This is a genomic window from Achromobacter sp. SLBN-14 (assembly GCF_006715415.1).
Classification (GTDB): domain Bacteria; phylum Pseudomonadota; class Gammaproteobacteria; order Burkholderiales; family Burkholderiaceae_B; genus Achromobacter; species Achromobacter mucicolens.
In genome coordinates this window covers 836892-859878 of the sequence record NZ_VFNE01000001.1, presented here as the reverse complement: position 1 = coordinate 859878, position 22987 = coordinate 836892, and the positions used below count along the sequence as shown (strand labels likewise).

Below are 22987 nucleotides of genomic sequence, written 5' to 3'. Positions count from 1 at the left end.
GCTCCCGCAGCCGGCGCAGGCATGATGCGCTACCGATTGGCCGTATTCTCCCGCGCGACGGCCGCCATCCTGGGCGGCTATGCCCTGGCCTCTGCGGCGGCCGCCTGTCTGGCGGTCTGGCTGCCCTTGGGGCGGCCCGATGCCGTGACCGCGGCGCAGCTGATGTCCTTCGTGGTCTATGCCTGCGGCGTGATCTGGGTGTTCGCCACGCGCAACGCCTGGCGCGCCTGGGCGGGCATCCTGGTCCCCGCCGCGCTGCTGGGCGGATTGTTTCTCGCGCACCGGCTCGTGGGGGCGGCATGAAGGCGTCCAAGACCAGGCATCCCGGTGAAGAGGGCCTGCGCCAGTCGATGTCGTGGCTGCATACGTGGGCTGGCCTGATTTTCGGCTGGGTGCTTTTCGCGATGTTCCTGACCGGCTCGCTGGCGTTCTTCCGGCCCGAGATCACGCGCTGGATGCAGCCCGAGATCCAGGTGCAGCCGGCGCCCGCCGTCCAGGCCGTCGCCACGGCGCAGCGCTATCTGGCGGAAAACGCGCCTGACGCCAAGCGCTGGTTCATCACGCCGCCGTCCGACCGCGAGCCCCTGATCCAGCTGCTGTACCAGACCCCCAAGCCCAAGCCGGGCGAGCGCGGTTTCGTGCGCGTCAAGCTGGACGCGGCCACCGGCCAGGCCGTGACGCCGCGCCAGACCCGCGGCGGCGACTTCTTCTACCGCTTCCATTTCGAACTGGAAACCGCGTTTCCGTGGGGACGCTGGCTGGCCAGCATCGCGGGCATGTTCATGCTGGTGGCGATCATCAGCGGCATCATCACGCACAAGAAGATCTTTGCTGATTTCTTTACCTTCCGGCCCGGAAAGGGCGGCCAGCGCGCCTGGATGGACGGCCACAACGTGCTGTCCGTGCTGGGCCTGCCGTTTCACCTGATGATCACCTTCAGCGGCCTGGTGCTGTTCATGGTGATGCTGATGCCGGCCGGCATCCAGGCCGTCTACGACAATCCGCGCGATTACACCAACGAGGTCTTCAAGGCCTTCAAGGTCACGCCGCCGCTGAACCAGCCCGCGCCGCTGGTTCCGATTGCCCCGTTGGTGGCGCAGGCCGAGCAGCAGTGGCAAGGCCGCGTCGGCCGGGTGACCGTCAACAATCCCAATGACGCGGGCGCCACCATCACCATCAGCCGCCACGTGGGCGACGGCGTGTCGTACGGGCTGATGGCGCCGTTCATGCGTTTTGACGGGGTGACGGGCGCGTTGCAGGAGTCCGAGGCCGGCCGCAGCGCCACCGCCCTGACCGCGGGCGTGATCACCGGCCTGCACCTGGGCCTGTTCGCCGAACCGGTGTTGCGCTGGCTGTATTTCATCGTCAGCCTGGCCGGCACGGCCATGGTGGCCACGGGCCTGGTGCTGTGGATCGCCAAGCGCCGCCAGAAGGCCCGGCCGGGCGACGCGCGCGAGGCGTTCTCGCTGCGGCTGGTGGACGGCCTGAACGCGGGCACCATCGCGGGGGTCGTGTTCGGCGTGGCGTCGGTGTTCCTGGCCAACCGGCTGCTGCCCGCCGACATGCCCGGCCGCCAAGTGTGGGAGGTGCGCGCGTTCTTCATCGCCTGGGGCCTGTCGCTGGTCTATGCGTTTCTCTTCCAGCGGCGCAAATGGCAGGACCTGCTGGCGGTGGCCGCCGCCGCGCTGGCCCTGGTGCCCGTGGTCAATGCGCTGACCACCCACCGGCACCTGGGCGTCTCGTTGCCGCAGGGCGACTGGGTGATGGCGGGTTTTGACCTGACGTGCCTGGCAAGCGCCCTGTTTTTTGCATGGATGGCGCGGAAGGCGGCGCGGGCCCGCAAGGCGCCCGCCCGATCCGCGGGCAAGCCGCGCGCCGCGCGCGCCCAGGCGGTCAAGTCCGCTGCCGCTGCGCCCGCCCCGAACGACCCCGCCGTTCCGGCCGCCGTGCACCGCACCGCTTTCGAACCGCGAGGTGATACGCCATGACGCTTGCCGCCTTCTGCCTGGCCTATGCCGGGTTTTCCGCTCTGTGCCTGGCCATGGACCGTCACTACGAAGATCTGTTCGACCGCGCCTTGCCGCGCCGTCATCGGCTGCCGTTGCGGCTGTTCGGCTGGACGGCGCTTGCGCTGTCGCTGTGGGCGTCCGCGGCAGTCTGGGGCTGGAGCTACGGGACGGTCGAATGGATCGGCATTCTCAGCATCGCCGGCCTGCTGCTGATCTGGTTCCTGACCTTCCGTCCGCGCGCGGCGCTGACCGCGGGCGGCCTGTGCGCGCTGGCCGCGCCCGTGCTGGCGGTCTGGTAGGCGCGGGCTGCGTTGCGGGCGGGCAGGGCCGCGCTGCGGCACGTTACACTGACGGCTTCCCCTAGCAACCGCCTTCTCGCCTCATGAATACCCGCGTCCTTACCGGCATCACCACGACTGGAACCCCCCATCTCGGCAACTACGCGGGCGCGATCCGTCCGGCGGTGCAGGCCAGCACGCAGCCCGGCGTCGACGCATTCTTCTTTCTGGCGGACTACCACGCGCTGATCAAGTGCGACGATCCGGCACGCGTGGCGCGCTCGCGCCTGGAAATCGCCGCCACCTGGCTGGCGGTCGGCCTGGACGCCGAACGCGTGACGTTCTACCGCCAGTCGGACATTCCCGAAATCCCCGAACTGAGCTGGCTGCTGACCTGCGTGACCGCCAAGGGCCTGATGAACCGGGCGCATGCGTACAAGGCGTCGGTCGACCAGAACGTGGCCAAGAACGTGGATCCGGACGACGGCATCACCATGGGGTTGTTCTCGTACCCGATCCTGATGGCGGCCGACATCGTGATGTTCAACGCCAACAAGGTGCCGGTGGGCCGGGATCAGATCCAGCATCTGGAAATGGCGCGCGACATCGCGCAGCGCTTCAACCACCTGTACGGACGCGACTATTTCTCGCTGCCGGAAGTGGTCATCGAAGAAGACGTGGCGACGCTGCCGGGCCTGGACGGCCGCAAGATGTCCAAGAGCTACAACAACACCATCCCGCTGTTCGAAGGCGGCAAGAGCGCATTGCGCGCCTCGGTGATGCGCATCGTGACCGATTCGCGCGAGCCCGGCGAACCCAAGGATGCCGAATCCTCCCACCTGTACACGCTGTACCGCGCGTTCGCCACGTCCGAGCAATCGGCGGCGTTCCGCCAGCAGCTCGAAGCGGGCATGGGCTGGGGCGACGCCAAGCAGGCGCTGTTCGAGCACCTGGAAGCGCTGCTTGCGCCGATGCGCGAAAAGTACGTCGACCTGATGGCCAATCCGGGCCGCATCGAAGACATCCTGCAAGCCGGCGCGGCCAAGGCGCGCAAGCTTGCCGTGCCCTTCATGCAGGAACTGCGCGAGGCCGTGGGCCTGCGCAACCTGAGCGCAGCCGCCACGGCCGGCAAGGGCGCTCAGGGCAAGAAGGAAAAATCCAAGGGCGCGCGCTTCGTCAGCTTCCGTGACGAGGACGGCGGCTTCCGGTTCCGCCTGCTGGCGGCCGACGGCGAGGAACTGCTGTTGTCGCAGCGCTTTGCCGATCCCAAGGAAGCGGGCGCCCTGATGCGCCGGCTGCAGTCCGAACCCGCTGACAGCGTCCTGCAGGCGCAGGCAGAGGGCTACGCGGCGGTGATCGATGGCGTGACCGTCGCCACCGCGCCCGAGGGCATGCAGGGCGAGCCCGCGGCGCGCCTCGCCCGTACCCGCGAAGCGCTCTTGTGGCTGGCGCAGGAATAAACGGCAGCCGAAGACGGCGCGGGCAATCCGCGCCGTCGCGCATGCAGTTCAGCTGCTTGCTCCATTAACAGTGCAAAAAAAATCCCGGCGCATCGGGCGCCGGGATCTGGGCAGTGCAGCGGATCGGCGGATCAGCGCTTGAGCTTGGCGAATGCGTCGGCCATGGCGCTGTTCATCGATCCGGCCGCGCCACCCGCGTTGCGGCCGCCATCGCCCTGACGGCGGGGACGGTCACCGCCCTTGGGCGCATCGGCGCTGCGGCGGGCCGGCGCGGCGGTGTCGTTCAGGCGCATGGTAAGCGCCACGCGCTTGCGCGCGGCGTCCACTTCCAGCACCTTGACGCTGACCGTCTGACCCACGCGCACCACATCGCGCGGATCCTTCACGAACTTCTCGGCCAGCGCCGAGATATGCACCAGGCCATCCTGGTGCACGCCGATGTCCACGAACGCGCCGAAGTTGGCCACGTTGGTCACCACGCCCTCCAGCACCATGCCGGGGTACAGGTCGTTCAGCGTTTCCACGCCTTCCTTGAACTGCGCCGTCTTGAACTCCGGGCGCGGGTCGCGGCCGGGCTTTTCGAGTTCGGCAAAGATGTCCTTCACGGTGGGCAGGCCGAAGCGCTCGTCGGTGAAGTCGGACGGTGACACGCCCTTCAGGGCCTCGCGCTGGCCGATGATCTGCTTGACCTCGGTCTTGATCTTGGCGACGATGCGCTCGACGACGGGATAGGCTTCCGGGTGCACCGCCGACGCGTCCAGCGGGTTGTCGCCGTTGGGGATGCGCAGAAAGCCCGCGGCCTGTTCAAACGCCTTGTCGCCAAAGCGCGGCACCTTGCGCAGGACGTCGCGGGTGGGGAACGCGCCGTTCTCGTCGCGGAAGGCGACGATGTTCTTGGCCAGCAGCGAATTCAGGCCCGACACGCGGGCCAGCAGCGCGGCCGATGCCGTGTTCACGTCCACGCCCACCGCGTTCACGCAGTCTTCGACCACCGCGTCCAGCGAACGCGCCAGTTCGCGCTGGTTGACGTCGTGCTGGTACTGGCCGACACCGATGGCCTTGGGGTCGATCTTGACCAGTTCGGCCAGCGGGTCCTGCAGACGGCGTGCAATGGACACGGCGCCGCGCAGCGTGACGTCCAGGTCGGGGAATTCCTGGGCGGCGGTTTCCGATGCGGAATACACCGACGCGCCCGCCTCGGACACGACGACGCGGGTGACCTTCAGGTCGGGGAAACGCTCCATCATGTCGCCCACGAGCTTTTCGCTTTCGCGCGAAGCCGTGCCGTTGCCGATGGCGATCAGGTCCACCTTGTGGCGCGCCACCAGCGCGGCCAGCGTGTTGATCGTGCCGTCGCGGTCGCGGCGCGGTTCGAACGGGTACACGGTGGTGGTGTCGACGACCTTGCCGGTCTGGTCGATGACCGCGACCTTGCAGCCCGTGCGAATGCCGGGATCCAGGCCCAGCACGGCCTTGGGACCGGCGGGGGCGGCCAGCAGCAGGTCTTTCAGGTTGGCGGCGAACACGCGGATCGCCTCGGCTTCGCCGCTTTCGCGCAGGCGGCCGATCAGTTCGCTTTCGAAGGCGGTCAGGAGCTTCACGCGCCAGGTCCAGCGGCAGACTTCACCCAGCCAGCGCGCGCGCGGCGTGGCGTCCAGCGCGAAAAGGCCATTGCCCAGCTTCAGGAAGTTGGCGATGCGGGCCACGCACGGATGCGGCGTCTGCGCTTCGAGGTCGGCTTCCAGGCCGAGGCGCAGTTCAAGAACGCCTTGCTGACGGCCGCGCAGCAGCGCCAGGATGCGGTGCGACGGCAGGGTGCGCAGCGGCTCGTTGAAGTCGAACCAGTCGCGGAAGTTGGCGCCTTCGGTTTCCTTGCCTTCGATCATCTTCGAGTACACGAGTCCGGTGGACCACAGGTGCTCGCGCATGTCGGCCAGCAGGTCGGCGTTTTCCGCGTAGCGTTCGGCCAGGATGTCGCGCGCGCCATCGAGCGCCGCCTTGGCGTCGTTGATGGAGGCTTCGGGATTCAGGTACTGCGCGGCCAGGGCTGCGGGATCGCAGGCGGGATCGGCCAGGATGGCGTCGGCCAGGGGTTCCAGGCCGGCTTCGCGGGCGATCTGGGCACGCGTGCGGCGCTTGGGCTTGTACGGCGCGTACAAGTCTTCGAGGCGCTGCTTGGTGTCGGCCGAAGCGATTTCCTGCTGCAGTTCGGCCGTCAGCTTTCCTTGCTGCGAAATGGATTCCAGGATGGCGCCGCGGCGGTCTTCGAGCTCGCGCAGGTAGCCCAGGCGGACTTCCAGGTTGCGCAGCACGGTGTCGTCCAGACCGCCGGTCGCTTCCTTGCGGTAGCGGGCGATGAAGGGCACGGTCGCGCCGTCATCCAGCAGTTCCACCGCCGCAGCGATTTGAGAGGCGCGGGCGCCCAGCTCGGTGGCGAGCTGAGCGACGATGCGGGCGTTGTCGACGCCGGCGGCGACGTTCGTGATAGTGGAAGTTTCAGACATCTCTATACGACGGCAAAAAGGGAAAACGAGGGGCGGATTGTGCCATAAGCCGTTGTTACGGAACGTGGCAGAAGGGACTGATCCGTCCCTCTGCCAACGGCGTTGCGGCAGGCCGCAAGCCGGAAAACGACGCGGCAGCGGGTATCATTTGGGGCCCTACACAAGGCTGCTGTAATGCTGGACCTGGACATATCCGAATTCTTTGACGAGGACGGGCCGCTGGCCACGGCCTTGCCCGGCTACAAGCCGCGTCCATCGCAGGTGGAACTGTCGCAGGCCATCGGCCAGGCCATCCAGGACCGCGCCACGCTGGTGGCCGAGGCCGGTACCGGCATCGGCAAGACCTGGGCGTATCTTGTACCCGCCTTCATCCAGGGCGGCAAGGTGCTCATCTCCACCGGCACGCGCACCCTGCAGGATCAGCTCTTTGCGCGCGACCTGCCGCGCGTGCGCGCGGCGCTGGCCGCGCCCGTGACGGCCGCGCTGCTCAAGGGCCGTGGCAACTACGTGTGTCATTACCACCTGGAGCGCCTGCAGGGCGACGAACGCGCGCTCAAATCCCGCTCCGAAATCCAGCAGCTTCGGCAGATCCAGGTGTTCGCGGGTATCTCCAAAACGGGTGACCGCGGCGATCTGGCGCAGGTGCCCGAAGACGCCGACATCTGGCAACGCGTCACATCCACCCGCGAAAACTGCCTGGGCCAGGAATGTCCGCGCATCCGCGACTGCTTTGTCGTCAAGGCGCGCCGCCAGGCACAAGAGGCCGACGTCGTCGTCGTCAACCACGCGCTCTTCATGGCCGACCTGATGCTGCGCGAAGAAGGCGTCACGGACCTGCTGCCCGAAGCCGACACCGTCATCTTCGACGAAGCCCACCAGCTGCCCGACACCGCCACGCGCTTTCTGGGCAACAGCGTGTCCACGCACCAGCTCATGGACTTTGGCCGTGCGCTGGAAGTCGCGGGGCTGGCCTACGCGCGCGAAGCCGCCAAATGGAGCGACGTCAGCCGCCAACTGGAAACCGCCGCGCGCGAACTGCGGCTGGTCTGTGCGCCGCTGGACAAGATGCCGGGCCGCAAGGCCACGTTCGAGGCCATTCCCAACCCCGAGGAATTCGACGTCGCGCTGCTGTCGCTGCGCGAGGCCGTGGACAGCGCCACCAAGGCGCTGGGCGCGGTGGCCGAAAAACACCCGGACCTGCTCGCGGCAGCACGCATGGGGGCCGAGATCTCGGTCAAGCTCAAGCGCTGGGCCACACCCGGGCGTAGCACCGGCGCGCATGACGACGAGGGCTGGGGCCGCGACGACCAGGCGCCCGTGCAAAGCCCGCTCGGCGACGGTCCCTCCACGCCTGCGGCCCTGCTCGAAGGCGCGGCGCTGGCCGAGCAATGGACGGGCCCGGCCGTGCGCTGGGTCGAGCACGGACTGCACCATGTTCGCCTGCATTCGGCGCCGCTGTCGGTGGCGCAGGCCTTCTCCAAATTCCGCAAGCCTGGCCAGGCCTGGATCATGACCTCGGCCACGCTGTCGGTGAACGGTGAATTCACGCACTTCACCAGCCAGCTTGGCCTGGAGTCCGCGCGCACCGGCAAGTGGGAGTCCCCGTTCGACTACCCCGAGCAGGCGCTGCTGTTCGTGCCGCGCGGCATGCCCGAACCTCAATCGCCGCAGTTCCTGGACCGCTTCGTGCAGACCCTCATGCCGTTGCTGGAGGCCAGCCCGGGCGGCACGCTGGTGCTCTGTACGACACTGCGCGCCGTGGACAAGGTGGCCAATCTGCTGGCCGATGCCTTTGACGATGCGGGCCATGACTGGCCGCTGCTCAAACAAGGCGAGGGCACGCGCCGCGATCTGCTCGACCGCTTCTGCAAGCTCAAGCACCCGGTGCTGGTGGGCAGCGCCAGCTTCTGGGAAGGCATCGACCTGCCGGGCGATGTGCTGACCCTGGTGGCGATCGACAAGCTGCCGTTCGCGCCGCCCGACGACCCCGTCATCGAGGCCCGTCTGCGCGCCTGCCGCGCGCAGGGCGGCAACCCGTTTGCGGAATACCAGCTTCCGGAAGCCGCCATCTCGCTCAAGCAGGGCGCGGGCCGGTTGATCCGCACGGAATCGGACTGGGGCGTGCTGATGGTGGGTGACGCCCGGCTGGTGGAAAAGCCCTACGGCAAGCGCCTGTGGCGCGGTCTGCCGCCATTTGCGCGCACGCGCGAGCTGGAAGAGGTGCTGGCGTTCTACCGCCGCAAGCGCGGACCGGACGACGAATAGACCGACGCAAGGAACGCGGCTCCGGGCGGCGCCGTCCGCGCCGCGCAGGCAAAAAAATGCCCTTCAATATTGAAGGGCTTTTCTCTTCCCATGCGAGCGGAATCAGTTAAAGGGATTCCACCAGCTCTTGTCGGCCTTCAGGCCCTTGGTGCGGAACTCGCTGTTAGGGAAGTTCTTGTCATAGACGCGCTGCGCGTCGTTCTTCAGGTCCGTCATGTTCAGTTTGTCGTACGACTGAACCATCAGGTAGAGCGCCTCTTCGGTGGCGGGGGCGCCCTCGAAGTCGGTGATGACGGTCTGCGCGCGGTTGGCGGCGGCCACGTAGGCGCCACGCTCGTAGTAATAGCGGGCCACGTGGACTTCGTTCATGGCAATGGTGTTGACCAGCCAGGCCACGCGCTTTTCGGCGTCGACGCTGTACTTGCTTTCCGGGTAGCGCTTGATCAGCTCGGTGAAGGCGTCATAGGACGCGCGCAGGCCCTTGGGGTCGCGCTCGGCCGGATCCTGGCCGGTGAGGTTGCTCATGAAGGCGCTGGCCGGCGTGAAGTTGATCAGGCCCTTCAGGTAGAGCGCGTAATCGGTGCCGGGGTGATTGGGGTACAGCTGCTGGAAGCGGTCGATGGCGGCAAGCGCCTGTTCGTTTTCGCCGTCTTTCCAGTTGACGTAGGCCAGTTCAAGCAGGGCCTGCTGCGCGTAGACGCCGAAGGGGTAGCGGCTTTCGATGGCGGTCAGGCGCTCGCGCGCTTCCTTCCAGCCGCCCGACGACATTTCGGCCTTGGCGTCCGCGTAGAGTTGTTCTGCGCTCCAGTTGGTGGTCTTGTCGTACTTGCTGTCCGCCCCGCTGCAACCAGCGATGACGATGACGGCAAAAAGCGCGATGACCACGCGCAAAACCGACCCGCTGCGGGATGCGGGGTTCGAGGGAGCTGCAGGGTGGTGAATCACGAGAATCGTATCCTTGGTGTTAGCATGGCAGGCTGATTATATGATTTGTCTCCATGTCTGATACAGCCGCCCGCGCAGATCTTGTTTCCGACGAGAGCGCCGACGAAAATCTCGACGAATCCGGCCGCCCCGAGCCGCAACTTGTAACCGTGCCGTCGGCCACGCGCGCTGACCGGCTGGACAAGGTCCTGGCGGGCCTCTTGCCCGACCATTCCCGCAATCGCCTGCAAGGCTGGATCGAATCCGGCAACGTCCTGGTCAACGGGACGCCGGGCAAGATCCGCCAGACGGTCGGACCTGGCGACGAACTCACCATCTGGGCCCAGCCCGCGCCCGACGCGCAGGCCTTCACGCCTGAACCCGTCGAATTCGGCGTGGTGGCCGAAAGCCCCGACTGGATCGTCGTCAACAAGCCGGCGGGCCTGGTTACCCACCCGGGCGCCGGCAACTGGAGCGGCACGCTGCTCAACGGCCTGCTGCATCGTTATCCGGAACTTGCGCAGGTCGCCCGTGCGGGCATCGTGCACCGGTTGGACAAGGACACCTCCGGCCTGATGGTGGTGGCCCGTAACGAAATTGCCCAGACTCACCTCGTGCGCCAGCTTCAGGCACGCACCATGGGCCGCGAGTACGTGGCGCTGGCGCACGGATGGCTGGCCGCTGCGGGCAAGGTCGACCGCGCCATCGGGCGCGATCCGCGCGTGCCGGTGCGCATGAGCGTCGAGCGCCCCGTCGCACCCAAGCCGGCCATCACCAATTACGCGCCGGCCCGCCGGGGCTCGGTCGATCCGGGCGGGCGGGTGACCGAAGTGGTGTGCCGGCTGGAAACGGGGCGCACCCACCAGATCCGCGTGCACATGGCCAGCCTGGGGCATCCTTTGCTGGCCGACACGATCTACGGCGGCAAGAACATCGCGGGGGCAGAGCGCCAGATGCTGCACGCCCGCGCGCTGCATTTCGACGACCCGGGCGGCAAGGGCGACGTCCAGTTCGCGGCGCCCGTGCCCGCCGACATGGCGCAGGTCCAGGAGAACATTGCATGGAACGCCTGATCGCAGGCCTGCCCGTCGTGACGGGACCCGACTGGCAGGGCGTGAGCTACTTCTGCACGACCCGCGCCGGCGGCGTGGGCGTGGCGCCGCACGACACCCTCAACCTGGGCCTGCGTGCCGAGGACAACCCCGAGGCCGTGGCCGAGAACCGGCGCCGGGTTTGCGCCGCAGTGTCCGCCGATCCCCTGTGGTTGCGCCAGGTTCATGGCAGCGAGGTCGTCGACGCGGACGCGCCGGACGTGCCGGCCGAGCCCGCGGTCGACGCCAGCGTCACGGCCCAGCCCGGCCGCGTGCTGGCCGTCATGGTGGCCGATTGCCTGCCGGTGGTCATTGCCAATGCCGAGGGCACGGTGCTGGGTGCGGCGCACGCCGGCTGGCGCGGGCTGGCGGGCGGGGTGCTTGAAAACACGCTGCAGGCCATGCGGGCCAAGGCGCCGCAGGCGTCCGGCTGGCGCGCCTGGATCGGACCCGGCATCGGGCCGCAGCACTTCGAAGTCGGGCAGGACGTGCTGGACGCGTTCACCGCCGACGATCCGGCGACGGCGCGTTTTTTTGCGCCGCGCCCCGGCCTTGCCGGCAAATGGCTGGCCGACCTCGCCGGATTGGCCGATTTCCGGCTGCGGCGTGCCGGGGTACAAGAGGTGTCCCTCAGCGGGGAATGCACGGTGACCCGCGCGGACCGGTACTTTTCCTACCGCCGTGACGGCGTGACCGGACGCATGGCGCTGCTGGCCTGGTTGAGCCCGGTTTGACGCCGCGCAAAGGCCAGTGCCGGGCTTGCGTTTTACCGTAGTAAGCCTCCTTGTATACCCGCATTGACAGTCCTGAACCCGGAATGCAACATCAATCGCGAAGTTTCGATAACAAGGTGTCGAAGTGAATGCCAATCTCTCCGCAGGTCCCATTCCGGTGAGCGTGGCACCGGAAGTCCTGGCTGACATCCAGGCAGAGTTCTCGCGCGAATGGCAACGCCTTTGCGACGATGTCCGGCGTGGCGCGCTGGCGCCGCCGTCCGATCGCCGTTTCTCCGGCGACGCCTGGGCGGCGAATGCTTCGCACCTGCTCCTGGCGCACACGTATCTGCTGTCCGCGCGCGCCATGCAGCGCATGGTCGATGCCGCGCAGGTCAGCGAGCCCATGCGCGACCGCCTTCGATTCTCGATCATGCAGTGGGTCGACGCGCTGTCGCCGGCCAATTTCCTGGCGCTCAATCCCGATGCCCAGCAGTCCATCGTCGAAAGCGCCGGCCGCGCGCTGAACGAAGGGCTCGCCAATCTGTTGGGCGACGTGCAGAAGGGCCGCATCACCCAGACCGACGAGTCGCAGTTCGAGATCGGCCGCAATGTGGCCACGACGCCCGGCGACGTGGTGTTCGAAAACAAGCTGTTCCAGCTGATCCAGTACGCGCCCTCGACCGCCACCGTGTACGACCGGCCGCTGGTCATCGTGCCGCCGAACATCAACAAGTTCTACATCCTGGACCTGCAGCCCGAGAACTCCTTCGTGCGCCACGCGGTGGGGCAGGGCTACACGGTCTTCCTGATTTCATGGCGCAATCCGGTCGCTGCCGATACCGACGGCGTGGACCGCGCCACCTGGTCCGACTACCTGGACGACGCGGTGCTGCAGGCGCTGCGCGTGGCCAGCGACATCACCAAGCAGCCGCAGGTCAATGCGCTGGGCTTCTGCGTGGGCGGCACGATGCTGGCCTCGGCGCTGGCGCTGGCCGAAGCGCGCGGCGAGCACCCGGTGGCGTCGCTGACGCTGCTGACCTCGCTGCTCGATTTCCACGACACCGGCATCCTGAACGTGTTCGTCGACGAGGCCCACGCGCTGATGCGCGATCATCAATTGGGCAACGGCGGCCTGATGCCGGGCCGCGACCTCGCCACCACCTTCTCGTTCCTGCGGCCCAACGAACTGGTCTGGAACTACGTGGTGGGCAACTACCTCAAGGGGCAAAAGCCTCCGGCTTTCGACCTCCTGTTCTGGAATGGCGACAGCACGAACCTGCCGGGGCCTTTCTTTTCCTGGTATTTCCGCAATACCTACCTCGAGAACAATCTCAAGGTGCCGGGCCGCGCGCAGGCCGCCGGCCTGCCGCTGGACCTGACGCGGTTGCGCATGCCGGTCTATATATTCGGCTCGCGCGAAGACCACATCGTGCCTTGGGTGTCGGCCTACGCGTCCACGCAGGTGCTTCGCGGGCCGCAGCGTTTCGTGCTGGGCGCGTCCGGCCACATCGCGGGCGTGGTCAATCCGCCCGCCAAGAAGCGCCGCAGCTACTGGGTGGCCGATGCGCTCGAACAGCAAAGCCAGCCGCTGCCCGGCGACCCCAACACCTGGTTTTCGCAGGCGGTGGAGCACCCCGGCAGCTGGTGGCCCGATTGGACCGGTTGGCTGGCAGGACATTCGGGCAAGCAGATCAAGGCGAGGGCAAAGGCAGGCAATGCCAAGTACCGGCCGATCGAGCCGGCGCCTGGCAGATATGTAAAGGTCCGGGCGGCCTGATACCGCGCACCGCGGTCCGGTCCCCGGCAGAAAGATGTTTAATCAACGAGGCGTCCGTCGCACACAGGAGGAAGTCCAATGAGCGCAAAACTGGCTTACGTAACAGGCGGGATGGGCGGGATCGGCACCTCTATTTGCCAGCGCTTGGCCAAGGATGGCTTTCGCGTCGTGGCAGGTTGCGGCCCCAGCCGCAACTACCAGCAATGGCTGGATGAGCAGGCCGCACAGGGTTTTACGTTCTACGCGTCGGTGGGCAATGTGTCCGATTGGGACTCCACCGTTGCCGCCTTTGAAAAGGTGACGGCCGACCTCGGGCCGGTGGATGTGCTGGTCAACAATGCGGGCATCACCCGCGACGGGTTGTTCCGGAAGATGAGCGCCGACGATTGGCGCGCGGTCATCGACACCAATCTGAACAGCCTGTTCAACGTGACCAAACAGGTCATCGACGGCATGGTCGAGCGCCAGTGGGGGCGGATCATCAACATCAGCTCGGTCAACGGCCAGAAGGGGCAGTTCGGCCAGACCAACTACTCCACGGCAAAGGCCGGCATCCATGGGTTCACGATGGCGCTGGCGCAGGAAGTGGCCAGCAAGGGTGTGACGGTCAACACGATCTCGCCGGGATACATCGGCACCGACATGGTTCGCGCCATCCGGCCGGACGTGCTGGAAAAGATCATTGCCACCATTCCGGTGCGCCGCCTCGGCACGCCGGAGGAAATCGCCTCCATGACCTCGTGGCTGGCGTCCGATGAATCCGGCTTTTCGACCGGCGCGGATTTCTCGCTGAACGGCGGCCTGCACATGGGCTGACGCGACGTGGGCCGCCGCTGGGCGGCCCGCTGGCGCTGTACGGCTTCGGGCAGAGGGCCGTACGGCATTACACTCACATTATTCGAAGCCTAAAGAGATCGCCCGATCCGGGGACAACCATGACGCAAGCACAACCCGGCGCCAGCCTGCGCCTGATTAAAAAATACCCCAACCGTCGTTTATACGACACCCGGACCAGCACCTACATCACCCTGGCAGATGTCAAGCAACTGGTCCTGGCCAACGAGGAATTCCAGGTCGTCGACGCCAAGAGCAGCGAAGACCTCACGCGCAGCATTCTCTTGCAGATCATCCTTGAAGAGGAGAGCGGCGGCATGCCCATGTTCTCTTCGAACATGCTGTCGCAGATCATCCGTTTCTACGGCCACGCCATGCAAGGCATCATGGGTTCTTACCTCGAGAAGAACATCCAGGCATTCATGGAGATCCAGCAGCGCATGGCCGAGCAGTCCAAGGGCCTGTACGGCAGCCAGTTCGGGCCGGAAGCCTGGACGCAGTTCATGAATGTGCAGACGCCGATGCTGCAGAACATGATGAACAACTACATCGACCAGAGCAAAAACCTGTTCGTGCAGATGCAGGACCAGATGCAGGATCAGACCCGCGCCATGTTCTCGACCTTCCCGTTCACGCCGGGCAGCAACCCGGGCTCCGGCCGCAAGTAATCCCGCCGGATGCCGGGCCGATGTGGCCCGCCGCAGTGCAAAAAAGCCGCCTTGGCGAATGCCAGGCGGCTTTTTGCCAATTGACTGAACGCAATGATCCGGCACTTTTAGTCGGCCCAGGTTCAGGGTTGTGTCAGCAAAATCCACTAAATTAATGAAAACGGTTCTTGTTTGTGTTTTGAGAGCCGCTATTTTCTTTTGTGTCTCAAGGATTATGCACATGATCAAGAAAGCCTTGGCGCTGGCCATTGTCGCGTTGAGCGTGTCCGCCGCCCATGCGGCCGAATACCCCATCGGCAAGCCTGTCGAGAAGGGCGGAATGGAAATCGGCGCGGTGTACCTGCAGCCGATCGAAATGGATCCGCCCGGAATGATGCGTCCGGCCAAGGATTCCGACGTGCACCTGGAGGCCGACATCCACGCCACCGCCGGCAACAAGACGGGCTTTCCGGAAGGCGAATGGGTGCCTTACCTGGTCGTGAACTACGAGATCCAGAAGGTCGGCAGCCAGAACGTCCAGAAGGGCACGTTCATGCCGATGGTCGCCAACGACGGCCCGCACTACGGCGAAAACGTCAAACTGGAAGGCCCGGGCAAGTACAAGCTCAAGTACACGATCCTGCCGCCGACCGCGAACAAGATGAGCCACTTCGGCCGCCACATCGACAAGGAAACCGGCGTGGCCGACTGGTTCGAGCCGTTCGACCTGGAATATGAGTTCGTGTACGCCGGCACCGGCAAGAAGGGCGGTTACTGATCGTGCGCCGCCTGCTTCGCGTACTTGCCGCAATGCTGATCGGCCTGGCCGGCGTGGCGGGCATGGCGCCCGCGCAGGCGGACGAGCTGCCCACGTTCACCTTGCGGTTCAAGCCCGACGGCACGTTCGAGCCCGCCACGCTCGAGGTCCCGGCGGGCCGCTTCAAGATCGAACTCATCAATGAAAGCAATGAGCCGGTGGAATTCGAAAGCATTCCGCTGCGCAAGGAAAAAGTCCTGGGACCGGGGGTGAAATCCTTCGTGGTCATCACCATCTCGCGTCCGGGCGAGTATCCCTTTTTTGACGACTTTCACCAGAGCGTGAAAGGCACCTTGGTCGTCAAGCCCAAGGAATAACGCGGCACCAAAGCATGGAACAGGTACTTTTCATCGTCTGGCGCGAAAGCGTCGAAGCCCTGCTCGTGGTGGGCATCCTGTACACGTGGCTGCGCGCCACGCCGGAAGGCAAGCGCGGCCTGCCCTACCTGTGGGGCGGCGTCGCGGCCGGGCTGGCGCTGGCCGTCGCGCTGGCGCTCGTGCTGCTGGGCGTGTCCTCCTGGCTCAGCGATGAAGGCCAGGAATGGTTCCAGGCCATCATGTCGCTGGCGGCATGCGCGCTGGTGGTGCAGATGGTCGTGTGGATGAAAAAGCACGGCCGCACGCTCAAGGGCGAGCTCGAAAGCGGGGCGCGCGCCTCCGTGGCGAATGACAGCTGGTGGGGCCTCCTGGTGCTGGTTGCCATCGCCGTCGCCCGCGAAGGCAGCGAGACCGTCGTGTTCCTGTACGGCACGGTGTCGGCGGGCGAGGGCGGCAGCGACATGCTCATGCTGGCCGTCGCCGGCGTGGCGGGTTTCGCCGTGGCGCTGCTGACGTTCTGGCTGCTGCAACTGGGCGGCAAGCTCATCACGTGGCGCCGCTTCTTCTTCGTGACCGAAATCCTGCTGCTGCTCCTGGCCGGCTCGCTGCTGGTGGGCGGGCTGGATCACCTGATTTCCCTGGATGTCCTGCCGACCCTCGTGGACCCGGTGTGGGACAGTTCCTGGCTGCTCAGCGACAGCACGGGCGTGGGCAAGGTGCTGGCCGACTTCGCGGGTTACCGCGCACTGCCGGCGCTGACTTCGGTGCTGCTGTGGGTGGCTTACTGGATCATCGTCTGGGCGCTCCTGCGCTGGGCGGGCGGACGGCCCGCACCCGTGGCCGCCGCCCGGGGAGCATCCTGATTCCGGTTTTTTCCGGACTGAATATTTGAAGGTTTGACCATGGCTGCTGCACTCGGGAGGGCAACCTCCCGCATCGCCGACTTCCTCCGTGACCATGCCCCGCTGTTGCGCAAGCTGCAGTGGGGCATTGTTGCGTTGTACGCGTTCCTGCTGATCGTGCCGGCGCTGCTGCCGCTGCCCGACAACGCGGCGTCGGTGTTCAACAACCTGACCGTCGTGGCGCAGTTTGCGTTCTGGGGCGTGTGGTGGCCGTTCGTGCTGATCTCCATGCCGATCCTGGGACGCGCCTGGTGCGGCTGGCTCTGTCCGGAAGGCATGCTGACCGAATGGGCTAGCGAGCGCGGCCAGGGCCGCGCCATTCCGAAGTGGATGCGCTGGGGCGGCTGGCCGTTCGTGGCCTTCGCGTTGACGACCATCTACGGGCAGCTCGTCAGCGTCTACCAGTATCCGCTGGCGGTGCTGGCCGTGCTGGGCGGCTCCACGGTGGCGGCCATGATCGTCGGCTGGCGTTACGGCCGCAGCAAGCGCGTGTGGTGCAAGTACCTGTGCCCGGTCAATGGCGTGTTCAATCTTCTGGCCAAGCTGGCGCCGTGGCACTTCAAGGTCGACGAAGAAAAGTGGCGCCATCCGGTCATCCGCATCGAACCCATCAACTGTGCGCCGCTGGTGCCGCTGCGCCACATGAAGGGCGCGGGCGATTGCCACGTCTGTGGCCGCTGCAGCGGCTATCGCGGCGCCATCGCGCTCACGCCGCGCTCGCCCGAGGAAGAGATCGTTCACGTGGCCGATGGCGATCCGTGGCAAACGGCGTTGCTGTGCTTCGGCCTGATGGGCATTGCGATCGGCGCGTTCCTCTGGAGCGCCAGCCCCTGGTTCGTGACGGCCAAGCAGTGGGCCGCGACGTGGCTGGTCGAGCACGACATCCTGTGGCCGCTGATGGACAACGCGCCGTGGTTCATCCTGACCCATTACCCCGACGTGAACGACAGCTTCTCGTGGCTGGACGGCGCCGGCATCCTGCTTTTTGTCGTCGGCGCCACGGTGTGCGTGGGCGGCGCGACCTTCCTGTCGCTGTGGATTGCGGACCGCATTGCGCCCGCCGCACCCGTGCCGCAGGCGCCCCTTAATTCCCATGCTGCCCATGCACCCGTATCGCGCTGGGGGCGGGCGGGCTTGCACAAGCTGGCGCAGGCGCTGATCCCGTCGGCCGGCATTGGCGTGTTCCTGGGCCTGTCCGCCACGACGATCACGTTGCTCAAGCATGAAGGCGTGCGGGCGGCATGGGCGACGCCGGTCCGGTTCACGCTGCTGACGCTGGCGGTGCTGTGGACGCTGCGTCTCTACGCCCGCCTGCTGAACGCGCGTCCGGTTGGCATGGCGCGCAAGATCGGCGCGGGCCTGGTGCTGGCGGCAGGTCTGGTGCCGTTCTGCATCGCGTGGGTGCTGTTCTTCGCGGTCTGGTAAGCGGTCGTGCCAGCGCTGCGATAAAGTTGGGGACCGCGCCGGCGTTGCCGGCGTCATCCCTTTCAGATCTTCGCCATGGTTTCTTACGCGTTCCGACTTCTCAACGTCTTTGCCGATTCGACGTTCAGCGGCAATCAGCTCTGTGTCTTTGAAGACGCCCGCGGCATGGACGACGCCACCATGCTCAATCTCGCGGCGCAATTCAATCTGTCCGAAACCACGTTCATCCTGCCGTCGGAGCGGGCCGACGCGCGCGTGCGCGTCTTCACGCCGGGCTTTGAAATGAAGTTTGCCGGGCATCCGGCCATCGGCACCGCGCAGGTCGTGCGTGACCTGCGGCAGGCCGAAGACGCGGTGACGCTGGAGTTTCAGGCGGGCGTCGTGCCCATGACTGCCCAGGGCGATGCATGGACCTTCACCGCGCCTTGTCCGGACGGCGTGCGCACGGCCACGCCGGCGTTGGACCGCGCGGGCATCGCGGAACTGATGGGACTGTCGGAGGAGGACCTGGCAGCCGACCCGATCTGGGTCGACACCGGCGCGGACCAGTTGCTCGTGCCGGTTGCCAATGTGGATGCAGTGCGGCGCGCGGTCCCGGACGTGTCGCTGCTGAACCGCTGGCAGGCCAGCGCGCTGGGGCGCAAGACGATGTATCTGTTCGCCTTCGACAAAGGCAATGTTCAGTCGGGGCGGCAGGTGGTGGTGTCCCGCTACTTCTATGCCAAGCCCGGCGGCGGCATCAACGAAGACCCCGGCACCGGTTCGGCCTGCGCCAACCTGGGCGGCTGGTTGCTGCATCGCAAGGCGGCGCAGCCTGCCAGCGTGCTGGTCGAGCAGGGCGACCAGACCGGTCGTCCGTGCCGCCTGCTTCTGGATGTCCCGGCAGACGGCCGCATCCTGGTCGGCGGGCGCGCCCGGGAAATCGGCCGCGGGACCGTCACGCTGTAACACCAGCGCTTTCCAGATTGCGAACGTGAAAACGGCGCCTGTGTTTGCACAGGCGCCGGTTTCAAATCCGGCGTCGAAAGTTCGATGCCTGATTACTTGCGGTTCTTGGCCGGATCAACCTTGATGTTGTTCTTGACCTGCTTCACACCCTCGACGCCACGGGCAACCGTCGCGGCATGATCCGCTTCGGCAGCGGTACCGACCGTGCCGGTCAGCGTGGCAACGCCGTTGTTGGTTTCAACAGCGATTTCCAGGGCGCTCAGCTGCTTGTCGGCCACGAAGGCGGCCTTGACCTTGGTGGTCACGGTGGCGTCGGACGCGTATTCACCCACGGACTGTTTCGGCTTGCCGTCGTCGGCGGCAAAAGCCATGGAAGTGAAGACAGCGCCCGTACCCAGTGCGGCGGCGGCGATCAGCTTGCGAATTTCCATAGTAATGCTCCTTTTTATTGGTGTTCAGCGCGTTCGAGACGCAATGACTAACTAAAAACGTTCAGGTGCTCGTTCTATTTCTTGCGGAAGGCGCCGCCCAGAATGGACAGCAGTGCCAGAACCAGAAAGACGAAGAACAGGATCTTGGCAATCCCCGCGGCGCCGGCGGCGATGCCGCCGAAACCCAGGACAGCCGCGATGATCGCGATGACGAAGAAAACTACGGCGTAATGCAACATGACAGCTTCTCCTGGTGTTTATGTAGATCAGGGATTACGGTCGAAGAAATCCCGGACTTCCTTTTGCGCCTCGTCCTTGGTCTTGCCGTAGCGCTCCTGGATCAGACCAGCCAGGCGTTCGGCATTGCCCTCGGTGCGGGTCAGCTCGTCGTCGGTGAGTTCACCCCAAGCCGCCTTGGCCTTGCCCGTCAGTTGCTTCCACTTTCCGGCGATGATGTCGTTGTTCATGGTGACCTCTCTCTGGTTACGTGCGGCGGCAGGTTCATGGCCTATGAAGCTGCCGTGACGCGGTGTGTTGGGTACTGATCAGCTAGGTTCTAAGCTACGAGTCGGCCCCTGGGGCTGTCAAACGACGCTGTGGAGAAATGTAACTGCGCCAATGTGGAAAAAGCCCCGTGTTTGATTCGAGAAATCGCGTCCCGGGAGCGATAGGGGCGAGTTACATTTGAGCAACGATTTGACCCCTTTTGAGCGCGGCTGGTAACCGATCCGCTCGAACGCCAGCAATGGCGCGGGTGGCCGGGCGGTCGGCGGGCCGGTATAGTCCACGGGGAACCGGCTGGCGGTTCGACACATCCGAAGGGAGAAAGCCCGCATGACGAAACGACTTTGCAGCGCGATCTTGCTGGCGCTGGGCGCCATGGCTGCGGTGGGATGCACCCATGTGACCGACAGGTATCAGGCCTCGGCGCCGGTGGTGGCGCCGCACGGCTGACGCGGCGCTGGACAAAAAAAACGGGGCGCCTGAGCGCCCCGTCTTCGTCGCACGACCCGGTCAGGGCTGCGCGATGCGCTGGGCGATGTGCGCCAGCGCTTCTTCCACCTGATCCACCAGGATCAGGCACAGATCGCCCGGGTTCAGACGCGACAGCGCCGTGTCGATGGCCAGGAACTCGCCGTGAATCTCGTCGATGTGCGTGGTGCGGCTGGCGCCCACCAGGCCCTGCTGCAGCAAGGCCAGCACCTCGCCGTCCTCGCGGCCGCGTTGGCATTGATCCTGGTAGAGCAGCACGTCGTCGAAGGCGGCGCCCAGGATCTCGGTCTGCATGCGGATGTCTTCGTCGCGGCGGTCGCCCGCGCCGCTGATGACGACCGAGCGGCGCTTGGCCGGCATGGCGTCCACCGCGCGCACCAGCGCCTGGATGGCGTCGGGGTTGTGGCCGTAGTCGGCGATCACGGTCGCGCCGCGGTAATCGAACACGTTGAAGCGGCCCGGCGCCGTCTGCGCATCGTTGACGAACGTGGCCAGGCCGCGGCGAACCACGTCCCAGCCCAGGTTCAGCGCCCATGCCGCAGCAATCGACGCCATCGCGTTCTCGACCTGGAAGGTGATCGTGCCGTTGCGGGTGAGCGGAATATCGGCCAGCGGGAAGCGCACTTCGTCGGCGCCCTGTGCCGCGACGATGGCATCGCCATCGCGGTACACCGACCGCAGGCCCTGGGCCCGGTGCGTGGCCAGCACGGGATGATTGCGGTCTTCGGCAAAGTAGGTGATCGCGCCCGGGCAGCTCGACGCCATTTCGGCCACGATCGGATCGGCCGCGTTCAGAACCGCCATGCCGCTCGGATGCACATGCTGGACGATCACGCGCTTGACCACGGCCAAGTCCTCGACCGTGCTGATGTAGCCCAGTCCCAGGTGATCGCCCATGCCGATGTTGGTGACGATCGCGACGTTGCAGCGGTCGAACGCCAGGCCTTCGCGCAGGATGCCGCCGCGCGCGGTTTCGAACACGGCGGCGTCCACGTCCGGGTGCATCAGCACGCTGCGCGCGCTGCGCGGGCCGCTGCAGTCGCCGGTGTCGATGCGCAGGTTGTCCACGTACACGCCGTCGGAGTTCGTCATCCCCACGCGGTTGCCGGCCACGCCCAGCAGATGCGCGGTCAGGCGCACCGTGGTGGTCTTGCCGTTGGTGCCCGCGACGGCCACAACCGGGATGCGGCCGTCCTCGCCGTCCGCGAACATGTTGGCGATGATGGCTTCGCCCACCGCGCGGCCCTTGCCGAACGAGGGGTTCAGGTGCATGCGCAGGCCGGGCGCGGCGTTGACCTCGACCACGCCGCCGTGCTGCTCTTCGAGCGGGTAGTGCACGGTCTCGGCCACCACGTCCACGCCGCAGATGTCCAGGCCGATCATGCGGGCCGCGGACACCGCGCGCGCCGCCATTTCGGGATGGACCTCGTCGGTCACGTCGGTGGCCGAGCCGCCCGTGCTGAGGTTGGCGTTGTTGCGCAGGAAGATCAGCGTGCCGGCGGGCGGCACGGAATCGGCGTCAAAGCCTTGTTTTTTCAGCGTCGCCAGGGCGATGTCGTCAAAGCGGATCTTGGTCAGCGACGTGGCGTGGCCATCGCCGCGCAAGGGGTCGGCGTTGACCTGGTCGACCAGTTGGCGGATCGTGTGCTGGCCGTCGCCCGTGACTTGCGGAGGATCGCGGCGCGAGGCCGCCACCAGCGCGCCGCCGACCACCAGCAGGCGGAAATCGTGGCCGGGAATGTAGCGTTCGACGATGACCTCGGAACTGATTTCCTCGGCCACTTCAAAGGCCTGGATCACGCGCTCGCGGGTCTCGATGTTGACTGCGACGCCGCGGCCCTGGCTGCCGTCGCGCGGCTTGACCACGACCGGACCGCCCAGTTCCTGCGCCGCTTCCCAGGCCTCTTCGGCGCTGGTCACGGAACGGCCCATCGGCACCGGCACGCCGGCGGCGTCCAGCAGCATCTTAGTCAGGTCCTTGTCCTGCGCGATGGATTCCGAGATGGCGCTGGTCAGGTCGGTTTCCGCGGCCTGGATGCGGCGTTGCTTGCTGCCCCAGCCGAACTGCACCATGCTGCCTTGCGTCAGGCGGCGGTACGGGATGTTGCGCGCCGTGGCGGCGTTCACGATGGAGCCGGTGCTGGGCCCCAGGCGGACGTCTTCGTCCAGTTCGCGCAGGCGCTTCAAGGCGTCGGCGATGTCGAACGGCGTGTCATCGAGCGCCGCGCGCACGAGGTCCTGGGCCAGTTCCATGGCCAGCTTGCCGACTTCTTCTTCGCTGTATTCGACCACCACCTGGAACACGCCGGGCTCGATGGTGGAGGCGGTGCGGCCGAACGTGACGGGGCAGCCGGCGTGCGCCTGCATCGTCAGCGCGACGATCTGCAGCACGTGCGCGATCGACACCGCGCCCTGATGGCCTTCGGGACGCAGCAATCCGGTCTGCGGCAGGCGCGCGCGCAGGCGGGCTTCGAACTCGGGCAGGTTATCGATGGAGCATTCGGCATCGCCGCAAGACACGATGGCCTCGATGGCGGTGTTCTTGCTCCACAGGTTGGGGCCGCGCAATGCTCGGATACGGGAGACTTCCATGGCAGGGTTTCCTGTCGTCTGGCGCGCGTCCGCCACGGGGGGCGGACGCGAGCGCAA

Annotated in this window: 21 protein-coding genes; 15 read left to right on the top strand and 6 right to left on the bottom strand. The window is 66.3% G+C overall.

The genetic code is table 11. The features are described from left to right. Positions 1 to 21: 21 nt before the first annotated feature. From FBY20_RS03950 to FBY20_RS03935, 4 genes are all read left to right on the top strand, one after another. Positions 22 to 303 carry a DUF3649 domain-containing protein gene (locus FBY20_RS03950; RefSeq protein WP_056322151.1) on the top strand — a complete coding sequence of 94 codons (282 nt, stop codon included), beginning with the start codon at positions 22 to 24 and terminating at the stop codon, positions 301 to 303. Next, positions 300 to 1988, top strand: a complete 1689-nt coding sequence (locus FBY20_RS03945) for a PepSY domain-containing protein (RefSeq protein WP_142050188.1) — start codon at positions 300 to 302, stop codon at positions 1986 to 1988. The genes FBY20_RS03950 and FBY20_RS03945 overlap by 4 nt, the downstream gene beginning before the upstream one ends. Further along, a complete protein-coding gene (locus FBY20_RS03940; protein WP_056322155.1) occupies positions 1985 to 2308 on the top strand; it encodes a DUF3325 domain-containing protein in 324 nt (107 codons plus the stop codon). The genes FBY20_RS03945 and FBY20_RS03940 overlap by 4 nt, the downstream gene beginning before the upstream one ends. A gap of 83 nt (positions 2309 to 2391) precedes the next feature. Next, the gene (locus FBY20_RS03935; protein ID WP_142050185.1) at positions 2392 to 3747 is read left to right on the top strand and encodes a tryptophan--tRNA ligase; all 1356 of its coding nucleotides are present in this window, start codon (positions 2392 to 2394) and stop codon (positions 3745 to 3747) included. Positions 3748 to 3878: 131 nt separating this feature from the next. Here FBY20_RS03935 and tex read toward each other — a convergent pair whose 3' ends face one another. Continuing rightward, positions 3879 to 6251, bottom strand: coding sequence for an RNA-binding transcriptional accessory protein Tex (tex, locus tag FBY20_RS03930; protein WP_142050182.1), 2373 nt, complete (start codon positions 6249 to 6251; stop codon positions 3879 to 3881). A gap of 174 nt (positions 6252 to 6425) precedes the next feature. On the opposite strand from tex, the gene FBY20_RS03925 reads away from it, so the two are divergent. Further along, on the top strand, positions 6426 to 8516 hold the full coding sequence (locus tag FBY20_RS03925; protein WP_056322164.1) for an ATP-dependent DNA helicase: 2091 nt from the start codon (positions 6426 to 6428) through the stop codon (positions 8514 to 8516). Between the two features lie 102 nt (positions 8517 to 8618). Here the strand turns inward: FBY20_RS03925 and FBY20_RS03920 are convergent, their stop codons facing one another. After that, positions 8619 to 9407, bottom strand: a complete 789-nt coding sequence (locus FBY20_RS03920; RefSeq protein WP_056322165.1) for an outer membrane protein assembly factor BamD — start codon at positions 9405 to 9407, stop codon at positions 8619 to 8621. 107 nt (positions 9408 to 9514) lie between these two features. Here FBY20_RS03920 and FBY20_RS03915 point away from each other — a divergent pair, with 107 nt between their 5' ends. From FBY20_RS03915 to FBY20_RS03870, 10 genes are all read left to right on the top strand, one after another. Next, complete coding sequence (locus tag FBY20_RS03915; protein ID WP_056322167.1) at positions 9515 to 10513, top strand: RluA family pseudouridine synthase; 999 nt, start codon at positions 9515 to 9517, stop codon at positions 10511 to 10513. After that, on the top strand, positions 10501 to 11265 hold the full coding sequence (gene pgeF, locus FBY20_RS03910; RefSeq protein ID WP_142050179.1) for a peptidoglycan editing factor PgeF: 765 nt from the start codon (positions 10501 to 10503) through the stop codon (positions 11263 to 11265). Before FBY20_RS03915 ends, pgeF begins: the two co-directional genes overlap by 13 nt. A 124-nt stretch (positions 11266 to 11389) precedes the next feature. Then, positions 11390 to 13024, top strand: coding sequence for a class I poly(R)-hydroxyalkanoic acid synthase (phaC, locus tag FBY20_RS03905; RefSeq protein ID WP_142050176.1), 1635 nt, complete (start codon positions 11390 to 11392; stop codon positions 13022 to 13024). A 78-nt stretch (positions 13025 to 13102) separates the two neighbouring features. Further along, entirely contained in the window at positions 13103 to 13840 is a 738-nt protein-coding gene (locus tag FBY20_RS03900) for a 3-ketoacyl-ACP reductase (RefSeq protein ID WP_142050173.1), read from the top strand. Between the two features lie 119 nt (positions 13841 to 13959). After that, positions 13960 to 14526: a polyhydroxyalkanoate synthesis repressor PhaR gene (gene phaR, locus FBY20_RS03895; RefSeq protein WP_056322176.1), complete on the top strand. Its 567-nt coding sequence runs from the start codon at positions 13960 to 13962 to the stop codon at positions 14524 to 14526. 220 nt (positions 14527 to 14746) lie between these two features. Further along, entirely contained in the window at positions 14747 to 15283 is a 537-nt protein-coding gene (locus tag FBY20_RS03890; protein ID WP_056322179.1) for an iron transporter, read from the top strand. A gap of 32 nt (positions 15284 to 15315) precedes the next feature. Beyond that, on the top strand, positions 15316 to 15639 hold the full coding sequence (locus FBY20_RS03885) for a cupredoxin domain-containing protein (protein ID WP_056322182.1): 324 nt from the start codon (positions 15316 to 15318) through the stop codon (positions 15637 to 15639). A 14-nt stretch (positions 15640 to 15653) separates the two neighbouring features. Continuing rightward, positions 15654 to 16502 (top strand): FTR1 family protein, encoded by an 849-nt coding sequence (locus tag FBY20_RS03880; protein WP_142050170.1) that lies wholly within the window; start codon positions 15654 to 15656, stop codon positions 16500 to 16502. Positions 16503 to 16541: 39 nt separating this feature from the next. Beyond that, positions 16542 to 17966 (top strand): 4Fe-4S binding protein, encoded by a 1425-nt coding sequence (locus FBY20_RS03875; protein ID WP_142050167.1) that lies wholly within the window; start codon positions 16542 to 16544, stop codon positions 17964 to 17966. A 75-nt stretch (positions 17967 to 18041) separates the two neighbouring features. After that, positions 18042 to 18914: a PhzF family phenazine biosynthesis protein gene (locus tag FBY20_RS03870; RefSeq protein WP_142050165.1), complete on the top strand. Its 873-nt coding sequence runs from the start codon at positions 18042 to 18044 to the stop codon at positions 18912 to 18914. Positions 18915 to 19006: 92 nt separating this feature from the next. Here the strand turns inward: FBY20_RS03870 and FBY20_RS03865 are convergent, their stop codons facing one another. The 4 genes from FBY20_RS03865 to cphA form a co-directional block, all read right to left on the bottom strand. After that, on the bottom strand, positions 19007 to 19345 hold the full coding sequence (locus FBY20_RS03865) for a BON domain-containing protein (protein WP_056322192.1): 339 nt from the start codon (positions 19343 to 19345) through the stop codon (positions 19007 to 19009). A 74-nt stretch (positions 19346 to 19419) separates the two neighbouring features. After that, positions 19420 to 19584, bottom strand: coding sequence for a DUF1328 domain-containing protein (locus tag FBY20_RS03860; protein ID WP_006389411.1), 165 nt, complete (start codon positions 19582 to 19584; stop codon positions 19420 to 19422). Between the two features lie 27 nt (positions 19585 to 19611). Next, the gene (locus FBY20_RS03855) at positions 19612 to 19812 is read right to left on the bottom strand and encodes a CsbD family protein (RefSeq protein WP_006218180.1); all 201 of its coding nucleotides are present in this window, start codon (positions 19810 to 19812) and stop codon (positions 19612 to 19614) included. Between the two features lie 547 nt (positions 19813 to 20359). Then, positions 20360 to 22930 carry a cyanophycin synthetase gene (gene cphA, locus FBY20_RS03850; RefSeq protein WP_142050163.1) on the bottom strand — a complete coding sequence of 857 codons (2571 nt, stop codon included), beginning with the start codon at positions 22928 to 22930 and terminating at the stop codon, positions 20360 to 20362. Between the last annotated feature and the right edge of the window lie 57 nt (positions 22931 to 22987).